Source organism: Pseudomonas sp. AC242 (assembly GCF_979258655.1).
Genome location: NZ_OZ409873.1, coordinates 3823617 through 3838993, shown reverse-complemented (window position 1 = coordinate 3838993; position 15377 = coordinate 3823617). Strand labels below are relative to the sequence as shown.

Sequence of the window (15377 nt, the reverse complement as noted above, 5' to 3'; positions counted from 1 at the left end):
GGATCCGATGTGTTCGTGGTGCTGGGGGTTTGCTCCGGTGGCCAAGGCATTGGTCGAGCAGGCGCAAGCAGCCGGTGTGGAGTTGCATCTGGTGGTTGGCGGTTTGCGCACCGGCAGTGGCTCGGCGCTGGAGCCGACCACGCGTCGCTACATTATCGAGCATTGGCAAGCGGTCACTGAAGCCACCGGCCAGCCGTTCAAGTTTGACGGTGCGTTGCCCGACGGTTTTGTCTACGACACTGAGCCTGCCTGCCGGGCGATCGTTACTGCGCGCAGTCTGGCGCCGGATTGCGCGTGGAGATTGGTCGGACTGATCCAGCAGGCGTTTTATGCTGAAGGTCGCGACGTTACCCAGGCCAGCGTGCTGGTCGAGCTGGCAGAAAAGGCCGGTGTACCGCGTATCGAATTCGCTGCCTTGTTCGATCATGCCGACCAGCACAAAGCGACTCAGGCCGATTTCAGTTGGGTGCAAGATCTGGGCATCGCCGGTTTCCCGACCCTGCTCGCCGAGCGCAACGGTCAACTGGCGCTGCTGACCAACGGCTACCAACCGCTCAGCGAGCTGTCGCCATTGCTCGGCCGCTGGCTGGAACGCGCGGCCTGTGTCTGATCGGGCCGATGACACGCCAGCCGTAAAGCGTGTCGACCGGCTGAGCTGGGCAGAAGTCCGGCGACTGGCATTGAGGCACAAAAAATCCCTGTGGATCGCTAACGGTGTCGCCGTGCTGGCGACGCTGTGCAGCGTGCCGATTCCGTTGCTGCTGCCGCTGCTGGTGGACGAAGTGCTGCTCGGCCATGGCGACGCTGCGCTGAAAGTCATGAATCACGTGCTGCCCGGTATGTGGCAGCAAGCGGCGGGTTACATCGGCTTGATGCTGGTAGTGACGCTGACCCTGCGTTGCGGCTCGCTGTGCTTCGGCGTGTTGCAGTCGCGGCTGTTCGCACGGCTGGCCAAAGACATCGTTTATCGCATTCGCGTGCGCCTGATCGAACGCCTGAAGCGGATTTCCCTCGGCGAATACGAAAGCCTCGGCAGCGGCACCGTGACCACGCACCTGGTCACCGACCTGGACACCCTCGACAAATTTGTTGGCGAAACCCTCAGCCGCTTTCTGGTGGCGATGCTGACGCTGGTCGGCACCGCGAGCATCCTGATGTGGATGCACTGGAAACTGGCGCTGTTGATTCTGTTGTTCAATCCGTTGGTGATCTACGCCACGGTGCAGTTGGGCAAACGCGTCAAACACCTGAAGAAACTCGAGAACGACAGCACCTCGCGCTTCACCCAGGCGTTGAGTGAAACCCTCGATGCGATTCAGGAAATCCGTGCCGGTAACCGCCAGGGCTTCTTTCTCGGTCGGCTCGGCCTGCGCGCGCAGGAGGTGCGCAACTACGCGGTCAATTCGCAGTGGAAAACCGACGCTTCCAACCGCGCCAGTGGCTTGTTGTTTCAGTTCGGCATCGACATTTTCCGCGCGGCGGCGATGCTCACGGTGTTGTTCTCCGACCTGTCGATCGGCCAGATGCTCGCGGTGTTCAGTTACCTGTGGTTCATGATCGGCCCGGTCGAACAACTGCTCAATCTGCAATACGCCTATTACGCGGCGGGCGGGGCGCTGGCGCGGATCAACGAGTTGTTGGCGCGCGCCGATGAGCCGCAATATCCCGGTGGCGTCGATCCGTTCAAGGGCCGCGACACTGTCGGCATTCAGGTGCAAGGCCTGAGCTTCGGCTACGGCGATGAGCTGGTGCTGGATCAGTTGAATCTGTCGATTGCTCCCGGTGAGAAAGTCGCGATTGTCGGTGCCAGTGGCGGCGGTAAAAGTACCCTCGTGCAGTTGTTGCTCGGGCTTTATACACCGCTGGCCGGCACCATCCGGTTCGGCGGTTCGACCCAGCAGGACATCGGCCTGGAAACGGTTCGCGAAAATGTCGCGGTGGTGTTACAGCACCCGGCGCTGTTCAACGACACCGTGCGCGCCAACCTGACCATGGGCCGCACCCGCAGTGACGAAGCCTGCTGGCAGGCGCTGGAAATCGCTCAGCTGGACGCGACCATCCGCGCTTTGCCCAATGGCCTCGACAGTATTGTCGGTCGCTCCGGCGTGCGTCTGTCGGGCGGGCAGCGGCAACGGCTGGCCATCGCGCGGATGATCCTCGCCGAGCCGAAAGTAGTCATCCTCGACGAAGCCACGTCTGCCCTCGACGCCGCCACTGAGTACAACCTGCATCAGGCCATGGCGCGCTTCCTCAATGGCCGCACCACGCTGATCATTGCCCACCGACTGTCGGCGGTGAAACAGGCTGATCGCGTGCTGGTGTTCGATGGTGGTCAGGTCGCTGAAGACGGCGATCACCAGCAGTTGATCGCCGATGGCGGTCTGTATGCCAAGCTCTATGGTCACCTGCAGCAGATCCAGCGCCCTTGAGTTTCGTTCCGGTTTCTGTGCTTAGTGCTTGAATTGCATTGAGTAAATTCAACCGGAACGCGCAAGCAGCACAGCCATTTGCACAATCGGCCTAGAGGACGGCAGAGCTGTCCCTTTGACTTGTCGAAAACTAGCCTAGGCTGAGCTGTCAGGAGCGGGATTTTCCGGTGTTCATCTGGCAGTGCTTGCGCAAGGGATCTCATGAAGCAAAAGCGGACTCTCGGAACGCCACGGTTGTTGGGCATCGTCTGGCCATTTATTGCCGTCGTGTTGTTTCAAGCGTTACTGGGTGGCGTGAGTCTTTACGTGCTCTCGGCCGTTCGCGGTTATGTCGCTGGCGAAAGTCTCTGGTCCAAGGGCCAGAAAGACGCGATCTATTACCTCAATCTATACGCCGACAGCCGTGACGAGGCGATCTTCCTCAAATACCGCAACGCGATTGCCGTGCCGCAAGGCGGGCATCAGTTACGCCTGGCGCTGGATCATCAACCGCCGGATCTGGCCGCGGCACGCGAAGGTATTCTCAAGGGTGGCAACCACCCGGACGACGTCTCCAGCCTGATCTGGCTGTACCTCAACTTCCGTCATTTCAGTTATCTGGAAACTGCCATTGACCGCTGGACGGTCGGCGATGCCTATCTGGTCGAACTGGATGACGTGGCGCAGGAGATGCACCGCAGCATTTCAGATAGCACGGCCAGCAGCGCCGATATCCAGCGCTGGAAGGCGCGGATTTTCGCCATCAACGATGCCGTGACTCCGGCGGCGAAAGCTTTCAGCGATGCCTTGGGCGAAGGTTCGCGGATGATTCTGCGGCTGCTGCTGTTAACCAATCTGGCCACGGCACTGGGGCTGATCGTGCTGGCCTTGTGGCGCACGCACAAACTGCTCAAACAGCGCCATGCCTTTGCCGAGGCGCTGCAACTTGAGAAGGATCGGGCGCACGTCACCTTGCATTCGATCGGTGATGGCGTCATCACCACCGATGTCAGTGGTGCCATCGATTACATGAACCCGGCCGCCGAAGCCATGACCCACTGGAAGGCCGAGCAGGCGGCGGGATTGCCGCTGGCAGCGTTGTTCAATTTGCTCGACGACAACGCCCAGGCCGAGGGGCTGACCCTGATCGAGCACATTCTCAGTGGCCAGCTCAGTGGCGGCAGCGAGCATTCGAAACTGATCCAGCGCCTGGATGGCACGACGTTGTCAGTGACGCTGGTCGGCGCACCGATCCGCAATGCCGGCAAGGTCAGCGGCACGGTGCTGGTGCTGCACGACATGACTCAGGAGCGGCAATACATCGCCAACCTGTCGTGGCAGGCGACCCATGATGCGCTGACCGGGTTGGCCAACCGTCGCGAGTTCGAATATCGGCTGGAGCAGGCACTGCATAAGCTCACGCGGCATTCCGGGCGGCATGCGCTGATGTTCCTCGACCTCGATCAATTCAAACTGGTCAACGATACCTGTGGTCACGCCGCCGGCGATGAACTGTTAAGGCACATTTGTACGCTGTTGCAATCGGGGCTGCGCGAAGGCGACACGCTGGCGCGCCTGGGCGGTGATGAGTTCGGCATTCTGCTGGAGAACTGCGCGCCAGACGCGGCCGAGAAAATCGCCGAGGCGCTACGCCAGACTGTGCAGAACCTGCATTTTGTCTGGAAAGGGCGGCCGTTCCTGACCACGGTGAGCATTGGTCTGGTGCATATCGCGCAGACCCCGACGACCCTCGAAGCCTCACTGCGCGCGGCCGATATGGCCTGTTACATGGCCAAGGAAAAGGGCCGCAACCGGGTGCAGGTCTACCACGCCGACGATTCCGAGCTGTCGCTGCGCTTTGGCGAAATGGCTTGGGTGCAACGGCTGCACATGGCACTGGAAGAAAACCGCTTTTGTCTGTACGCCCAGGAAATCGCCCCGCTCAAGCCGGGTGACAACAAGGGTGGGCACATCGAGATTCTGCTGCGTCTGCATGATGAAGCTGGGCGGATGATTCTGCCGGACAGTTTCATTCCCGCTGCCGAGCGTTATGGTTTGATGAGTCAACTGGATCGTTGGGTAGTTCAGAACGTATTCAAGGTTATTGCTCAATGTATTGCACAAGAACATCAAGAGCCTTTAGCAATGTGTGCGATTAATCTGTCAGGCATTACTATAGGAGATGACGCGTTTTTGCACTTTCTGCGAGAGCAGTTTGTTAACTACGCAATACCGCCTGAAATGATTTGTTTTGAAATTACAGAAACCAGTGCAATTGCAAATCTGGGCAGCGCAATAAGATTTATTAATGAACTCAAAGGCTTAGGTTGCTATTTTTCATTAGATGACTTTTGTGCCGGAATGTCTTCATTCGCTTATCTGAAACATTTGCCTGTAGACTTCCTGAAGATCGACGGGAGTTTCGTAAAGGATATGCTGGACGACCCGATTAACCGCGCAATGGTCGAAGTGATCAATCACATCGGGCATGTCATGGGTAAGCAGACAATTGCCGAGTTTGTTGAAACAACTCAGATCGAGCAGGCATTGCTCGAAATTGGTGTGGATTACGCTCAGGGTTATGTTATAGAACGCCCACAGTTGTTTACCTGTGACAGTTTGCAAAGTCGGCCCGCCAGACCGCAACCGTTGTTATTCAAAGCGCCTGGCACGTTCCGTTGAAGTCTCTCGCCGATCCTTACAATCACAAATCAAAAGGAGCCGAACAGTGATCGACACATTCAACCGAACCGGACCACTCATGGAAGCTGCAAGTTATCCTGCCTGGGCGCAACAGCTCATTGAGGATTGCAGCGAGAGCAAGCGCCGGGTTGTCGAACATGAACTTTACCTGCGCATGCGTGATAACAAGCTCAGCGCCAGAACCATGCGTCAGTACCTGATCGGGGGCTGGCCGGTGGTTGAGCAGTTTGCGTTGTACATGGCGCAGAACCTCACCAAAACCAGATTTGCCCGGCATCCGGGTGAAGACATGGCGCGGCGCTGGTTGATGCGCAATATCCGCGTTGAACTCAATCACGCTGATTACTGGGTGCATTGGAGCCGGGCACATGGCGTCAGTCTGGAAGACCTTCAGGCTCAACAGGTGCCGCCTGAGTTGCATGCCTTGAGTCATTGGTGCTGGCACACCAGTTCTGCCGATTCGCTGATCGTGGCCATCGCCGCCACCAACTATGCCATTGAAGGCGCGACCGGGGAGTGGTCGGCGCTGGTCTGCTCCACCGGCGTGTATGCCGCAGCGTTTCCCGAAGAGGATCGCAAGCGGGCGATGAAGTGGTTGAAGATGCATGCCCAGTACGACGATGCTCATCCCTGGGAGGCGCTGGAAATCATCTGCACGCTCGCGGGGATGAACCCGAGCAAGGCCTTGCAGGCCGAACTGCGTCAGGCGGTGTGCAAGAGCTATGACTACATGTATCTGTTTCTGGAGCGCTGCATGCAACTGGAGACGTCGGAGCGCTTGTTGGTCAACCGAGAGCGCAGGGCGGTAGTCGAGAGCTGATTCAAGTCTCACGCAATACCAATGTGGGAGCGAGCCTGCTCGCGAAGGGGTCATGTCAGTCAGCATTGCTTTGACTGAATCACCGCTTTCGCGAGCAGGCTCGCTCCCACACTGTTTTGTGTTGGTTGAACAGCTCAGCCCGCCATGGCCAAGCGATTACGCCCTTCGCGCTTGGCCACGTACAGCGCACTGTCAGCGCGGCGCAGCAAGCTGTCGGCCGATTCGCCGGGCAGTAACGTCGAGCATCCCAGGCTCACGGTCAGCTCGATCAACTGGCCATCGGCGTAGTACTCAGCCGCCTGTGTCGCATAACGCAGCCGTTCGCCGACCATTGCCGCCGCTTCGCGGCTGGTGTTGGACAGCAGAATCAGAAACTCTTCCCCGCCGTAACGGAACACCATGTCGACGTTGCGCAATTGTGCCTTGATCGTCGCGGCGATGGCTTTAAGCACGTCATCGCCGGCACTGTGACCATGGCTGTCATTGACCCGTTTGAAGTGGTCGATATCGAGCATCAACAGCGACAACGGTTGCAGGTGGCGACGGGACATTTCGATTTCCCGTTGCAGGGTCTGCTCCATGGCGATGCGGTTGCCGGCGCCGGTCAGCGGATCGCGCAGAGCGCTCTGGGTCGCCTCACGGTAAAGCAGGGCGTTGCGCATCGGGTACAGCAAGGATGACAGCAGCGACTCCAGCTGGCCTTGTTCCTTGTCGTTGAAGCGCTGATTGCGGCGGAACACCAGTTCGCCCATGTGCTCGCCTTCGTGGCTCAGGCTGTAGCTGACCGAGTGATGGCCGCGGCTGCCGAACTCCAGGCGCAAATCGCTGCCTTGGTGCACGTAACTCAGCGCGTCCAATGGCACGAGGCGCTGAACTTCGCGGAAAAACAGGCCGAGGATGCGTTGCGGTTCGAGGCTGGTTTGCAGTTGCAGGCTCATTTGCTGGCGCAATTGCGCCAGACTGGCCGGTCGCTCCAACAAGGGAGGCAATTGACCAAAGCCCAGGCGTTGCAATTTGGCACTGTCAAAGTCAATTGCATTGGTCTGGGAGGGTGATTTCATATGGCGTGAACCCTTAGCAGTAAGTCTGTCTTACAGGCTGGGTGAGAGCGGCTATGGGCTGCGCGTCATACTGATCCATCAGTCCCGTAGGACGTTTGGCGTAAGTTTAGTCTGCCGGATGACGATTAGTCAGCTATCGAAATCGGCCTCGCCCCATTGCCTTCACGTGGCTTGCTTTGAGGAAAATTAGAGCGAAAGTCGTGCCATTCGGTTCGGTTTTATTTAAACCGTTTGGAATCAATGGTTTGGATATTGGGGTGCGAGGTGTGCGCTGGAAATTTGACTGAAATGTGACGGTCGCCAGCGGCAAATGCATGCCGCGACAGGAATCTGCCGCGGCAACAAATGCGACGTATGGCAGTTATTGCGCGTTGAATGCCTGGCCGTTGATGCCGGTACTGTCCGGGCCCATCAGGTACAGGTACACCGGCATGATTTCTTCCGGCGTCGGATTGTTCAGCGGATTTTCTCCCGGATAAGCTTGCGCGCGCATACTGGTGCGCGTACCGCCCGGGTTGATGCTGTTGGAACGCACTGGTGCCACACCATCGACTTCATCGGCCAGGGTTTGCATCAGGCCTTCGGTGGCGAACTTCGAGACGCCATAGGCGCCCCAGTACGCCCGGCCCTTACGCCCGACACTGCTGGAGGTGAACACTACCGAGGCATCCTGCGACAGCTTGAGCAACGGCAGCAGGGTGCTGGTCAGCATGAACATGGCGTTGACGTTGACCTGCATGACGCGCATGAAGTTTTCGCCGGACAACTGCTCGATCGGTGTACGTGGGCCGATGATCGAAGCGTTGTGCAGCAAGCCGTCGAGGTGGCCGAATTCGGCCTCGATCATCGCGGCCAGCTCATCGTATTGATGGGGCAGGGCGGTTTCGAGGTTGAACGGAATCACCGCCGGCTGAGGGTGGCCTGCCGCTTCGATTTCGTCATAGACCTGCGTCAGGTTCGCTTCGGTCTTGCCCAGCAGCAATACGGTGGCGCCGTGGGCGGCGTAGGTTTTCGCCGCAGCCGCGCCAATGCCCCGACCGGCACCGGTGACCAGAATGACCCGATCCTTGAGCAATTCGGGGCGAGCGGAATAATCAAACATAAAAACCTCATCATGGAGTCAGATCGTTCCCCACGCTCCGCGTGGGAATGCAGCCAATGACGCTCTGCGTCAGGTCTCAGCAGCTGCAAAGCGCGCTATCGAGTACCTTGCGCAATTCCGACGGATGATCCACCACCACATCCGCGCCCCAATGACGCGGATTATCGTCCGGGTGGATATAGCCAAACGTCACCGCAGCGGTTTTCGTCCCGGCATCGCGCCCCGATTCGATATCGCGCAGATCATCGCCTACAAACAGAACCGTCGACGGATCCAGATCAAGCATCTTGCACGCAAGGATCAACGGTTCCGGATCCGGCTTGCTGTTTTTCACGTGATCCGGGCAGATCAGCAGCGCCGAACGCTCGGCCAGTCCCAACTGTTGCATGATCGGCTCGGCAAAGCGCAATGGCTTGTTGGTGACCACGCCCCAGATCAGCTTGGCCTTTTCGATATCAGCTAACAGTTCGCCCATGCCGTCGAACAGTTTGCTGTGCACGGCGCAGCCAACCAGATAGCGCTCAAGGAACTCCAGGCGCAGTTCTTCGAAGCCCGGTGATTCCGGGTCCATCGAAAACGTCACCGCTACCATGGCTTTGGCGCCACCGGAGATCTCGTCGCGGATGTACTTGTCGTTCATCGGCGGCAAACCACGATCCGCGCGCATTGCCTGGCAGATGGCGATGAAGTCCGGCGCCGTGTCGAGCAGGGTGCCGTCCATGTCGAAGAGAACTGCTCTGATGGCCATCGGCTTATTCCTCGCGCAGGGTCTGGATCATGTAGTTGACGTCAACGTCGTTGGCCAGCTTGTAGTGCTTGGTCAGCGGGTTGTAGGTCAGGCCGATGATGTCCTTGACGGTCAGGCCGGCCATGCGGCTCCACGCGCCGAGCTCGGAAGGGCGGATGAATTTCTTGAAGTCGTGGGTGCCGCGCGGCAGCAGCTTCATGATGTATTCAGCGCCGATAATGGCGAAGAGGTACGCCTTCGGGTTGCGGTTGATGGTCGAGAAGAACACCTGGCCACCCGGTTTGACCATGCGGAAGCAGGCACGAATGACCGACGATGGATCCGGTACGTGCTCGAGCATTTCCAGACAGGTCACCACGTCGAACTGCTCAGGCATTTCTTCGGCCAGGGCTTCGGCGGTGATCTGGCGGTATTCGACGCTGACGCCGGATTCCAGTTGATGCAGTTGCGCGACCGCCAATGGCGCCTCGCCCATGTCGATACCCATCACGGTGGCACCGCGTTGCGCCATGGCTTCGCTGAGGATGCCGCCGCCGCAACCGACGTCGAGGACTTTCTTGCCGGCCAGATTGACCCGCTCGTCAATCCAGTTGACCCGCAAAGGGTTGATGTCGTGCAGCGGTTTGAATTCGCTTTCGCGGTCCCACCAGCGATGGGCCAGGGCTTCGAATTTGGCGATTTCGGCGTGGTCGACGTTGCTCATGTTCAATTCCTCTAAAACTTTAAAAGGGCTGTAGCCCCGGCGTGGGCGCCGGGGTGTTTACGATTCGGTGTGGCCGCTGATGCGCTGGCCCCAGGTACGGGCGGTGGCGCCCAGTTGCGCTTCGTCCATGCGCGTCAGGCGTCGGTCGTCGAGCAGTTGTTTGCCGGCGACCCATAGGTGTTTCACGCAATCGCGGCCGGTGGCGTATATAAGCTGCGATACCGGGTCATACACCGGTTGCTGGGCCAGGCCGGACAGGTCGAAAGCGACGATGTCGGCGGCTTTGCCGATTTCCAGCGAGCCAACTTGCGTCTCGATTCCCAGTGCTCGCGCACCATTCAGGGTGGCCATGCGCAGTGCCCGATGAGCGTCCAGCGCCGTGGCCGAGCCGGCAACGGCTTTGGCCAGCAGGGCGGCAGTGCGGGTTTCGCCGAGCAGATCGAGATCATTATTACTGGCGGCGCCATCGGTGCCGACCGCGACATTCACCCCAGCCTGCCACAAACGCTCGACCGGGCAGAAACCGCTGGCGAGTTTCAGGTTCGATTCCGGGCAATGAATGACGCTGGTGTTGCTTTCTACCAGCAACGCCAGGTCGTCATCGCTGATCTGGGTCATGTGCACGGCCTGGAAGCGCGGGCCGAGCAGGCCCAGACGACCGAGGCGAGCGAGCGGGCGTTCGCCACGCTGCTCCAGCGCTTGTTGGACTTCGAACGCGGTTTCATGCACGTGCATGTGGATCGATGCGTCCAGCTCCTCGGCAATCACGCGGATTTTCTCGAGATTCTCGTCGCCGACGGTGTACGGTGCATGAGGGCCGAAGGTGATCTTGATGCGTTCGTGATGCTTCAAGTCGCCAAACAATTCGACGCCCTGACGAATGGCTTCATCGGCACTGCTGGCGCCCGGGATCGGGAAATCAAGGATCGGAATGGCGATCTGCGCGCGAATGCCGCTGTTGTGCACGCGCTCGCTGGCGACTTTTGGAAAGAAATACATGTCCGAGAAGCAGGTGATGCCGCCCTTGATCTGCTCGGCGATGGCCAGGTCGGTGCCATCACGAACGAAATCTTCATCGACCCACTTGGCCTCGGCCGGCCAGATATGGTTTTCCAGCCAGGTCATCAGCGGCAGATCATCGGCCAGGCCACGGAACAGCGTCATCGCCGCATGGCCGTGGGCGTTGATCAGACCGGGGGCGAGCAGCACGTCCGGCAGTTCGCGGACTTCAGTGGCGTTACACTTCAATGCTTCGGCGCGCGGGCCGATAAACACGATGCGACCGTCGCGGATGCCCAGGCCGTGCTCCTTGAGCACAACGCCTGCAGGTTCGACGGGTACCAGCCAGGTCGGCAGCAATAATAAGTCGAGCGCAATGGCAGGTTTCGGCATCGAGGGTCGGTTCCAGTGCTTTTGTAAAGGATGGCGAAGTATACCCGAGCGTCTTCGCGGGGGGATCGCTATAATCGGCGGCTTTTGTTCATGAGTGCGGGGTGTAGGATGCGCGATCGACTGTTGGCTGCGGAAAAAGTGAAGGCCATCGATTGGCGTGACGGCGCGCTGCACCTGCTGGATCAGCGTATTTTGCCGTTCGAAGAAACCTGGATTGCCTACACCAGCGCCGCCGGCGTGGCCGAGGCGATTCGCTCGATGGTGGTACGTGGCGCGCCGGCCATTGGCATCAGTGCCGCGTATGGCATCGTCCTCGCGGCCCGTGCGCGGATCGCCGAAGGTGGCGATTGGTACGTGGCGCTGGAAGAGGACTTTGCCTTGCTGGCCGATTCCCGTCCGACAGCGGTTAACCTGTTTTGGGCCTTGGGTCGCATGCACGATCGCCTTGATCGCTTGAAAGAGAACGCCGATCCGCTGGCCGCGCTGGAAGCCGAAGCCATCGCCATTCACGAAAGCGACCGCGAAGCCAACCTGACCATGGCCCAGTTGGGCGTTGATCTGATCCGCAAGCATCAGGGCAATGCCCAGGCGATTCTGACTCATTGCAATACTGGCGCGCTGGCCACCGGTGGTTTCGGTACGGCGTTAGGGGTGATTCGTGCAGCCTTCATTGAAGGCATGGTCGAGCGCGTCTATGCCGACGAGACCCGCCCATGGTTGCAAGGCTCGCGTTTGACTGCGTGGGAACTGGCCAACGAAGGCATCCCGGTTACGTTGAATGCCGACTCCGCCGCTGCACACATCATGAAAACCAAAGGCGTGACCTGGGTGATCGTCGGTGCTGACCGAATCACCGCCAATGGTGACGTGGCGAACAAGATCGGCACCTATCAACTGGCGGTCAACGCCATGCACCACGGTGTGCGCTTCATGGTCGTGGCACCGAGTTCCACCATCGACATGAATCTGGCCAGCGGTGACGACATTCCGATCGAGGAGCGTGACGGCGCCGAGTTGCTGGAAGTCGGCGGCAAGCGTGTCGGTGCGGACGTTGAAGCGTTCAATCCGGTGTTTGACGTGACGCCGGCGGATCTCATCGACGCGATCGTCACCGAAAAAGGCATCGTCGAACGCCCGGACACCGCGAAAATGGCCCAGTTGATGTGCCGCAAACGCCTGCATTAATGCGGTGATACTCAATGTAGGAGCTGCCGAAGGCTGCGATCTTTTGATCTTGCTTTTTAGAGGGCAGGATCAAAAGATCGCAGCGTTCGGCAGCTCCTACAGGTGTTTGTACCCCTAAATGTCAATAAACATCCGCAAATCAGCCCTCAAATCTGCATTCAAAGAAGCTCTGAGCTTCTCTCGTCCCCGTTAAGCCTGTCACCGGTCAACTAACTATGCTCCATGCGCATCTGGGGGATAGGTGCGTGGCGGCCTTTGTGATAACATCCGGCGTTTTCCGAGGCAGCTCCACGGAGCTGTCTTTACTGCGCAAATCCGCGATCCAATGTTGATTTGTCGTAAGTCGGCGCATGGCACTCGGCCTGCCCCGGCGAGCTTCGTTGCTCCCACATGGATATGACGAAGTTTCACCAGAAAAAGGAATCAGGCTTCTCATGGGCGAACTGGCCAAAGAAATCCTCCCGGTCAATATCGAAGACGAGCTGAAACAGTCCTACCTCGACTACGCGATGAGCGTAATCGTCGGCCGTGCACTGCCGGATGCGCGCGATGGCCTCAAGCCCGTGCACCGTCGCGTACTGTTCGCGATGAGCGAGCTGGGCAACGACTTCAACAAGCCGTACAAGAAATCTGCCCGTGTTGTCGGCGACGTGATCGGTAAGTATCACCCGCACGGCGACACTGCCGTGTACGACACCATCGTTCGTATGGCTCAGCCTTTCTCCCTGCGCTACCTGCTGGTAGACGGTCAGGGCAACTTCGGTTCGGTCGACGGCGACAACGCTGCGGCGATGCGATACACCGAAGTGCGCATGACCAAGCTGGCGCACGAGCTGCTGGCTGACCTGCACAAAGAAACCGTGGACTGGGTGCCGAACTACGACGGCACCGAAATGATCCCGGCGGTCATGCCGACCCGTATCCCCAACCTGCTGGTCAACGGCTCCAGCGGTATCGCCGTGGGCATGGCGACCAACATTCCGCCACACAACCTCGGTGAAGTCATCGACGGTTGCCTGGCACTCATCGACAACCCTGAGCTGACCGTCGACGAGTTGATGCAGTACATCCCCGGTCCGGACTTCCCGACCGCCGCGATCATCAATGGTCGCGCCGGCATCATCGAAGCCTACCGCACCGGTCGCGGGCGCATTTATATGCGCGCCCGCTCGATCATCGAAGACATCGACAAGGTCGGTGGCCGTCAGCAGATCGTCATCACCGAACTCCCTTACCAGTTGAACAAGGCGCGTCTGATCGAGAAGATCGCCGAGCTGGTCAAAGAGAAGAAGCTGGAAGGCATCACTGAACTGCGCGACGAGTCCGACAAGGACGGTATGCGCGTCGTGATCGAACTGCGTCGCGGCGAAGTGCCTGAGGTGATCCTCAACAACCTCTACGCCCAGACCCAGCTGCAATCGGTATTCGGCATCAACATCGTTGCGCTGATCGATGGTCGTCCACGCATCCTGAACCTCAAGGATCTGCTGGAAGCCTTCGTCCGTCACCGTCGCGAAGTCGTTACCCGCCGTACCGTGTTCGAACTGCGCAAGGCGCGCGAGCGTGGTCATATCCTCGAAGGTCAGGCCGTTGCCCTGTCGAACATCGATCCGGTTATCGCGCTGATCAAGGCTTCGCCGACGCCGTCGGAAGCAAAAGAAGCCCTGGTCAGCACGCCGTGGGAATCCTCGGCAGTGGTGGCGATGGTGGAACGTGCCGGTGCCGATTCGTGCCGTCCGGAAAACCTCGACCCGCAATACGGTCTGCGCGAAGGCAAGTACTTCCTGTCGCCAGAACAGGCGCAAGCCATTCTGGAACTGCGTCTGCACCGTCTGACCGGTCTGGAACACGAAAAACTGCTGGCCGAGTATCAAGAGATCCTTAACCAGATCGGCGAGCTGATCCGCATCCTCAACAGCGCCGTGCGCCTGATGGAAGTGATCCGCGAAGAGCTGGAAGTGATCCGCGCCGAATACGGCGACCAGCGTCGCACCGAAATTCTCGATGCCCGTCTTGATCTGACCCTGGGTGACATGATCCCGGAAGAAGAACGCGTCGTGACCATCTCCCACGGGGGCTACGCCAAGACCCAGCCTCTGGCTGCGTATCAGGCTCAGCGTCGTGGCGGTAAAGGCAAATCGGCCACCGGCGTCAAGGATGAGGACTACATCGCTCACCTGCTGGTTGCCAACAGTCACACCACGCTGCTGCTGTTTTCCAGCAAGGGCAAGGTGTACTGGCTCAAGACCTACGAGATTCCGGAAGCGTCCCGCGCCGCCCGTGGCCGTCCGCTGGTCAACCTTCTGCCATTGAGCGAAGGCGAGTACATCACCACCATGCTGCCGGTCGATCTCGAAGCCATGAAGCGTCAGGCTGATGAAGAAGAAGCCGAAGGCGTCGAGGCTGATGTAGAAGAGATCGAAAACAGCAACGAAACCGATGAAGAGCGTCGCGCTCGCATCAAGGCTGCCGATCGCAAGAAAGCGCCGTTCATCTTCATGTCGACTGCCAACGGTACCGTGAAGAAGACGCCGCTGGTGGCCTTCAGCCGTCAGCGCAGCGTTGGTCTGATCGCGCTGGAACTGGACGAAGGCGACATCCTGATCTCCGCAGCCATCACCGATGGCGAGCAGGAAATCATGCTGTTCTCCGACGGCGGCAAAGTGACGCGCTTCAAGGAATCCGAAGTTCGCGCCATGGGCCGTACCGCCCGCGGTGTGCGTGGCATGCGTCTGCCGGAAGGGCAGAAGCTGATCTCCATGTTGATTCCGGAAGAGGGCAGCGAAATCCTCACCGCCTCCGAGCGCGGCTACGGCAAGCGCACGGCGATCACCGAGTTCCCTGAATACAAACGTGGCGGTCAGGGCGTTATCGCCATGGTCAGCAACGAGCGTAACGGCCGTCTGGTCGGCGCAGTTCAGGTGCAGGACGGTGAAGAAATCATGCTGATCTCCGATCAGGGCACCCTGGTGCGTACCCGTGTCGACGAAGTGTCGAGCCTGGGTCGTAACACTCAAGGTGTAACGCTGATCAAGCTGGCCAAGGATGAAACCCTGGTCGGGCTGGAGCGGGTTCAGGAGCCTTCGGAAGTTGAGGGTGAAGAGCTTGAGGGTGAAGAGGGCGAGGAATTCGAAGGCACTGTCGTAAACGACGATGCCGGTGAAGACCAGCAACTCGACGCCGCAGCAGACGAAGAACCGCAAGAATAAGCGGACAAACGAGGGGGCGGATGAGAATTCGCCCCCTTGTTATTTG

The 15377-nt window shown here is 59.2% G+C and carries 11 protein-coding genes; 6 read left to right on the top strand and 5 right to left on the bottom strand.

Going from position 1 to position 15377, the window contains the following annotated elements; genetic code table 11:
* Positions 1-7 precede the first annotated feature (7 nt).
* The 4 genes from ACZZ0A_RS17170 (at position 8) to ACZZ0A_RS17155 (ending at position 5931) form a co-directional block, all read left to right on the top strand.
* Entirely contained in the window at positions 8-610 is a 603-nt protein-coding gene (locus tag ACZZ0A_RS17170) for a DsbA family protein (protein ID WP_176472332.1), read from the top strand.
* Positions 603-2429, top strand: coding sequence for an ABC transporter ATP-binding protein (locus ACZZ0A_RS17165; RefSeq protein ID WP_007908392.1), 1827 nt, complete (start codon positions 603-605; stop codon positions 2427-2429). Before ACZZ0A_RS17170 ends, ACZZ0A_RS17165 begins: the two co-directional genes overlap by 8 nt.
* A gap of 201 nt (positions 2430-2630) precedes the next feature.
* Complete coding sequence (locus ACZZ0A_RS17160) at positions 2631-5090, top strand: EAL domain-containing protein (RefSeq protein WP_095112911.1); 2460 nt, start codon at positions 2631-2633, stop codon at positions 5088-5090.
* 79 nt (positions 5091-5169) lie between these two features.
* On the top strand, positions 5170-5931 hold the full coding sequence (locus ACZZ0A_RS17155; protein WP_409212648.1) for a TenA family transcriptional regulator: 762 nt from the start codon (positions 5170-5172) through the stop codon (positions 5929-5931).
* A 134-nt stretch (positions 5932-6065) separates the two neighbouring features.
* Here ACZZ0A_RS17155 and ACZZ0A_RS17150 read toward each other — a convergent pair whose 3' ends face one another.
* From ACZZ0A_RS17150 to ACZZ0A_RS17130, 5 genes are all read right to left on the bottom strand, one after another.
* Complete coding sequence (locus tag ACZZ0A_RS17150) at positions 6066-6992, bottom strand: GGDEF domain-containing protein (protein ID WP_007908395.1); 927 nt, start codon at positions 6990-6992, stop codon at positions 6066-6068.
* A 361-nt stretch (positions 6993-7353) separates the two neighbouring features.
* Complete coding sequence (locus tag ACZZ0A_RS17145; protein WP_007908397.1) at positions 7354-8094, bottom strand: YciK family oxidoreductase; 741 nt, start codon at positions 8092-8094, stop codon at positions 7354-7356.
* A gap of 76 nt (positions 8095-8170) precedes the next feature.
* Positions 8171-8842 carry an N-acetylmuramic acid 6-phosphate phosphatase MupP gene (mupP, locus tag ACZZ0A_RS17140; RefSeq protein ID WP_463543495.1) on the bottom strand — a complete coding sequence of 224 codons (672 nt, stop codon included), beginning with the start codon at positions 8840-8842 and terminating at the stop codon, positions 8171-8173.
* A gap of 4 nt (positions 8843-8846) precedes the next feature.
* The gene (gene ubiG, locus ACZZ0A_RS17135; RefSeq protein ID WP_007908399.1) at positions 8847-9545 is read right to left on the bottom strand and encodes a bifunctional 2-polyprenyl-6-hydroxyphenol methylase/3-demethylubiquinol 3-O-methyltransferase UbiG; all 699 of its coding nucleotides are present in this window, start codon (positions 9543-9545) and stop codon (positions 8847-8849) included.
* Between the two features lie 57 nt (positions 9546-9602).
* The gene (locus ACZZ0A_RS17130; protein WP_095112913.1) at positions 9603-10937 is read right to left on the bottom strand and encodes a TRZ/ATZ family hydrolase; all 1335 of its coding nucleotides are present in this window, start codon (positions 10935-10937) and stop codon (positions 9603-9605) included.
* 108 nt (positions 10938-11045) lie between these two features.
* On the opposite strand from ACZZ0A_RS17130, the gene mtnA reads away from it, so the two are divergent.
* Entirely contained in the window at positions 11046-12122 is a 1077-nt protein-coding gene (mtnA, locus tag ACZZ0A_RS17125; RefSeq protein WP_042704961.1) for an S-methyl-5-thioribose-1-phosphate isomerase, read from the top strand.
* Positions 12123-12556: 434 nt separating this feature from the next.
* Positions 12557-15331 (top strand): DNA gyrase subunit A, encoded by a 2775-nt coding sequence (gene gyrA, locus ACZZ0A_RS17120; protein ID WP_007908402.1) that lies wholly within the window; start codon positions 12557-12559, stop codon positions 15329-15331.
* Positions 15332-15377: the final 46 nt, after the last annotated feature.

Excerpts from the sequence above, each read along its gene's own strand:
- ACZZ0A_RS17170 (WP_176472332.1), top strand. The coding sequence starts at position 8 with ATGTGTTCGTGGTGCTGGGGGTTTGCTCCGGTGGCCAAGGCATTGGTC.
- ACZZ0A_RS17160 (WP_095112911.1), top strand. The coding sequence starts at position 2,631 with ATGAAGCAAAAGCGGACTCTCGGAACGCCACGGTTGTTGGGCATCGTC.
- ACZZ0A_RS17155 (WP_409212648.1), top strand. The coding sequence starts at position 5,170 with ATGGAAGCTGCAAGTTATCCTGCCTGGGCGCAACAGCTCATTGAGGAT.
- ACZZ0A_RS17150 (WP_007908395.1), bottom strand. The coding sequence starts at position 6,992 with ATGAAATCACCCTCCCAGACCAATGCAATTGACTTTGACAGTGCCAAA.
- ACZZ0A_RS17145 (WP_007908397.1), bottom strand. The coding sequence starts at position 8,094 with ATGTTTGATTATTCCGCTCGCCCCGAATTGCTCAAGGATCGGGTCATT.
- mupP (WP_463543495.1), bottom strand. The coding sequence starts at position 8,842 with ATGGCCATCAGAGCAGTTCTCTTCGACATGGACGGCACCCTGCTCGAC.
- ubiG (WP_007908399.1), bottom strand. The coding sequence starts at position 9,545 with ATGAGCAACGTCGACCACGCCGAAATCGCCAAATTCGAAGCCCTGGCC.
- ACZZ0A_RS17130 (WP_095112913.1), bottom strand. The coding sequence starts at position 10,937 with ATGCCGAAACCTGCCATTGCGCTCGACTTATTATTGCTGCCGACCTGG.
- mtnA (WP_042704961.1), top strand. The coding sequence starts at position 11,046 with ATGCGCGATCGACTGTTGGCTGCGGAAAAAGTGAAGGCCATCGATTGG.
- gyrA (WP_007908402.1), top strand. The coding sequence starts at position 12,557 with ATGGGCGAACTGGCCAAAGAAATCCTCCCGGTCAATATCGAAGACGAG.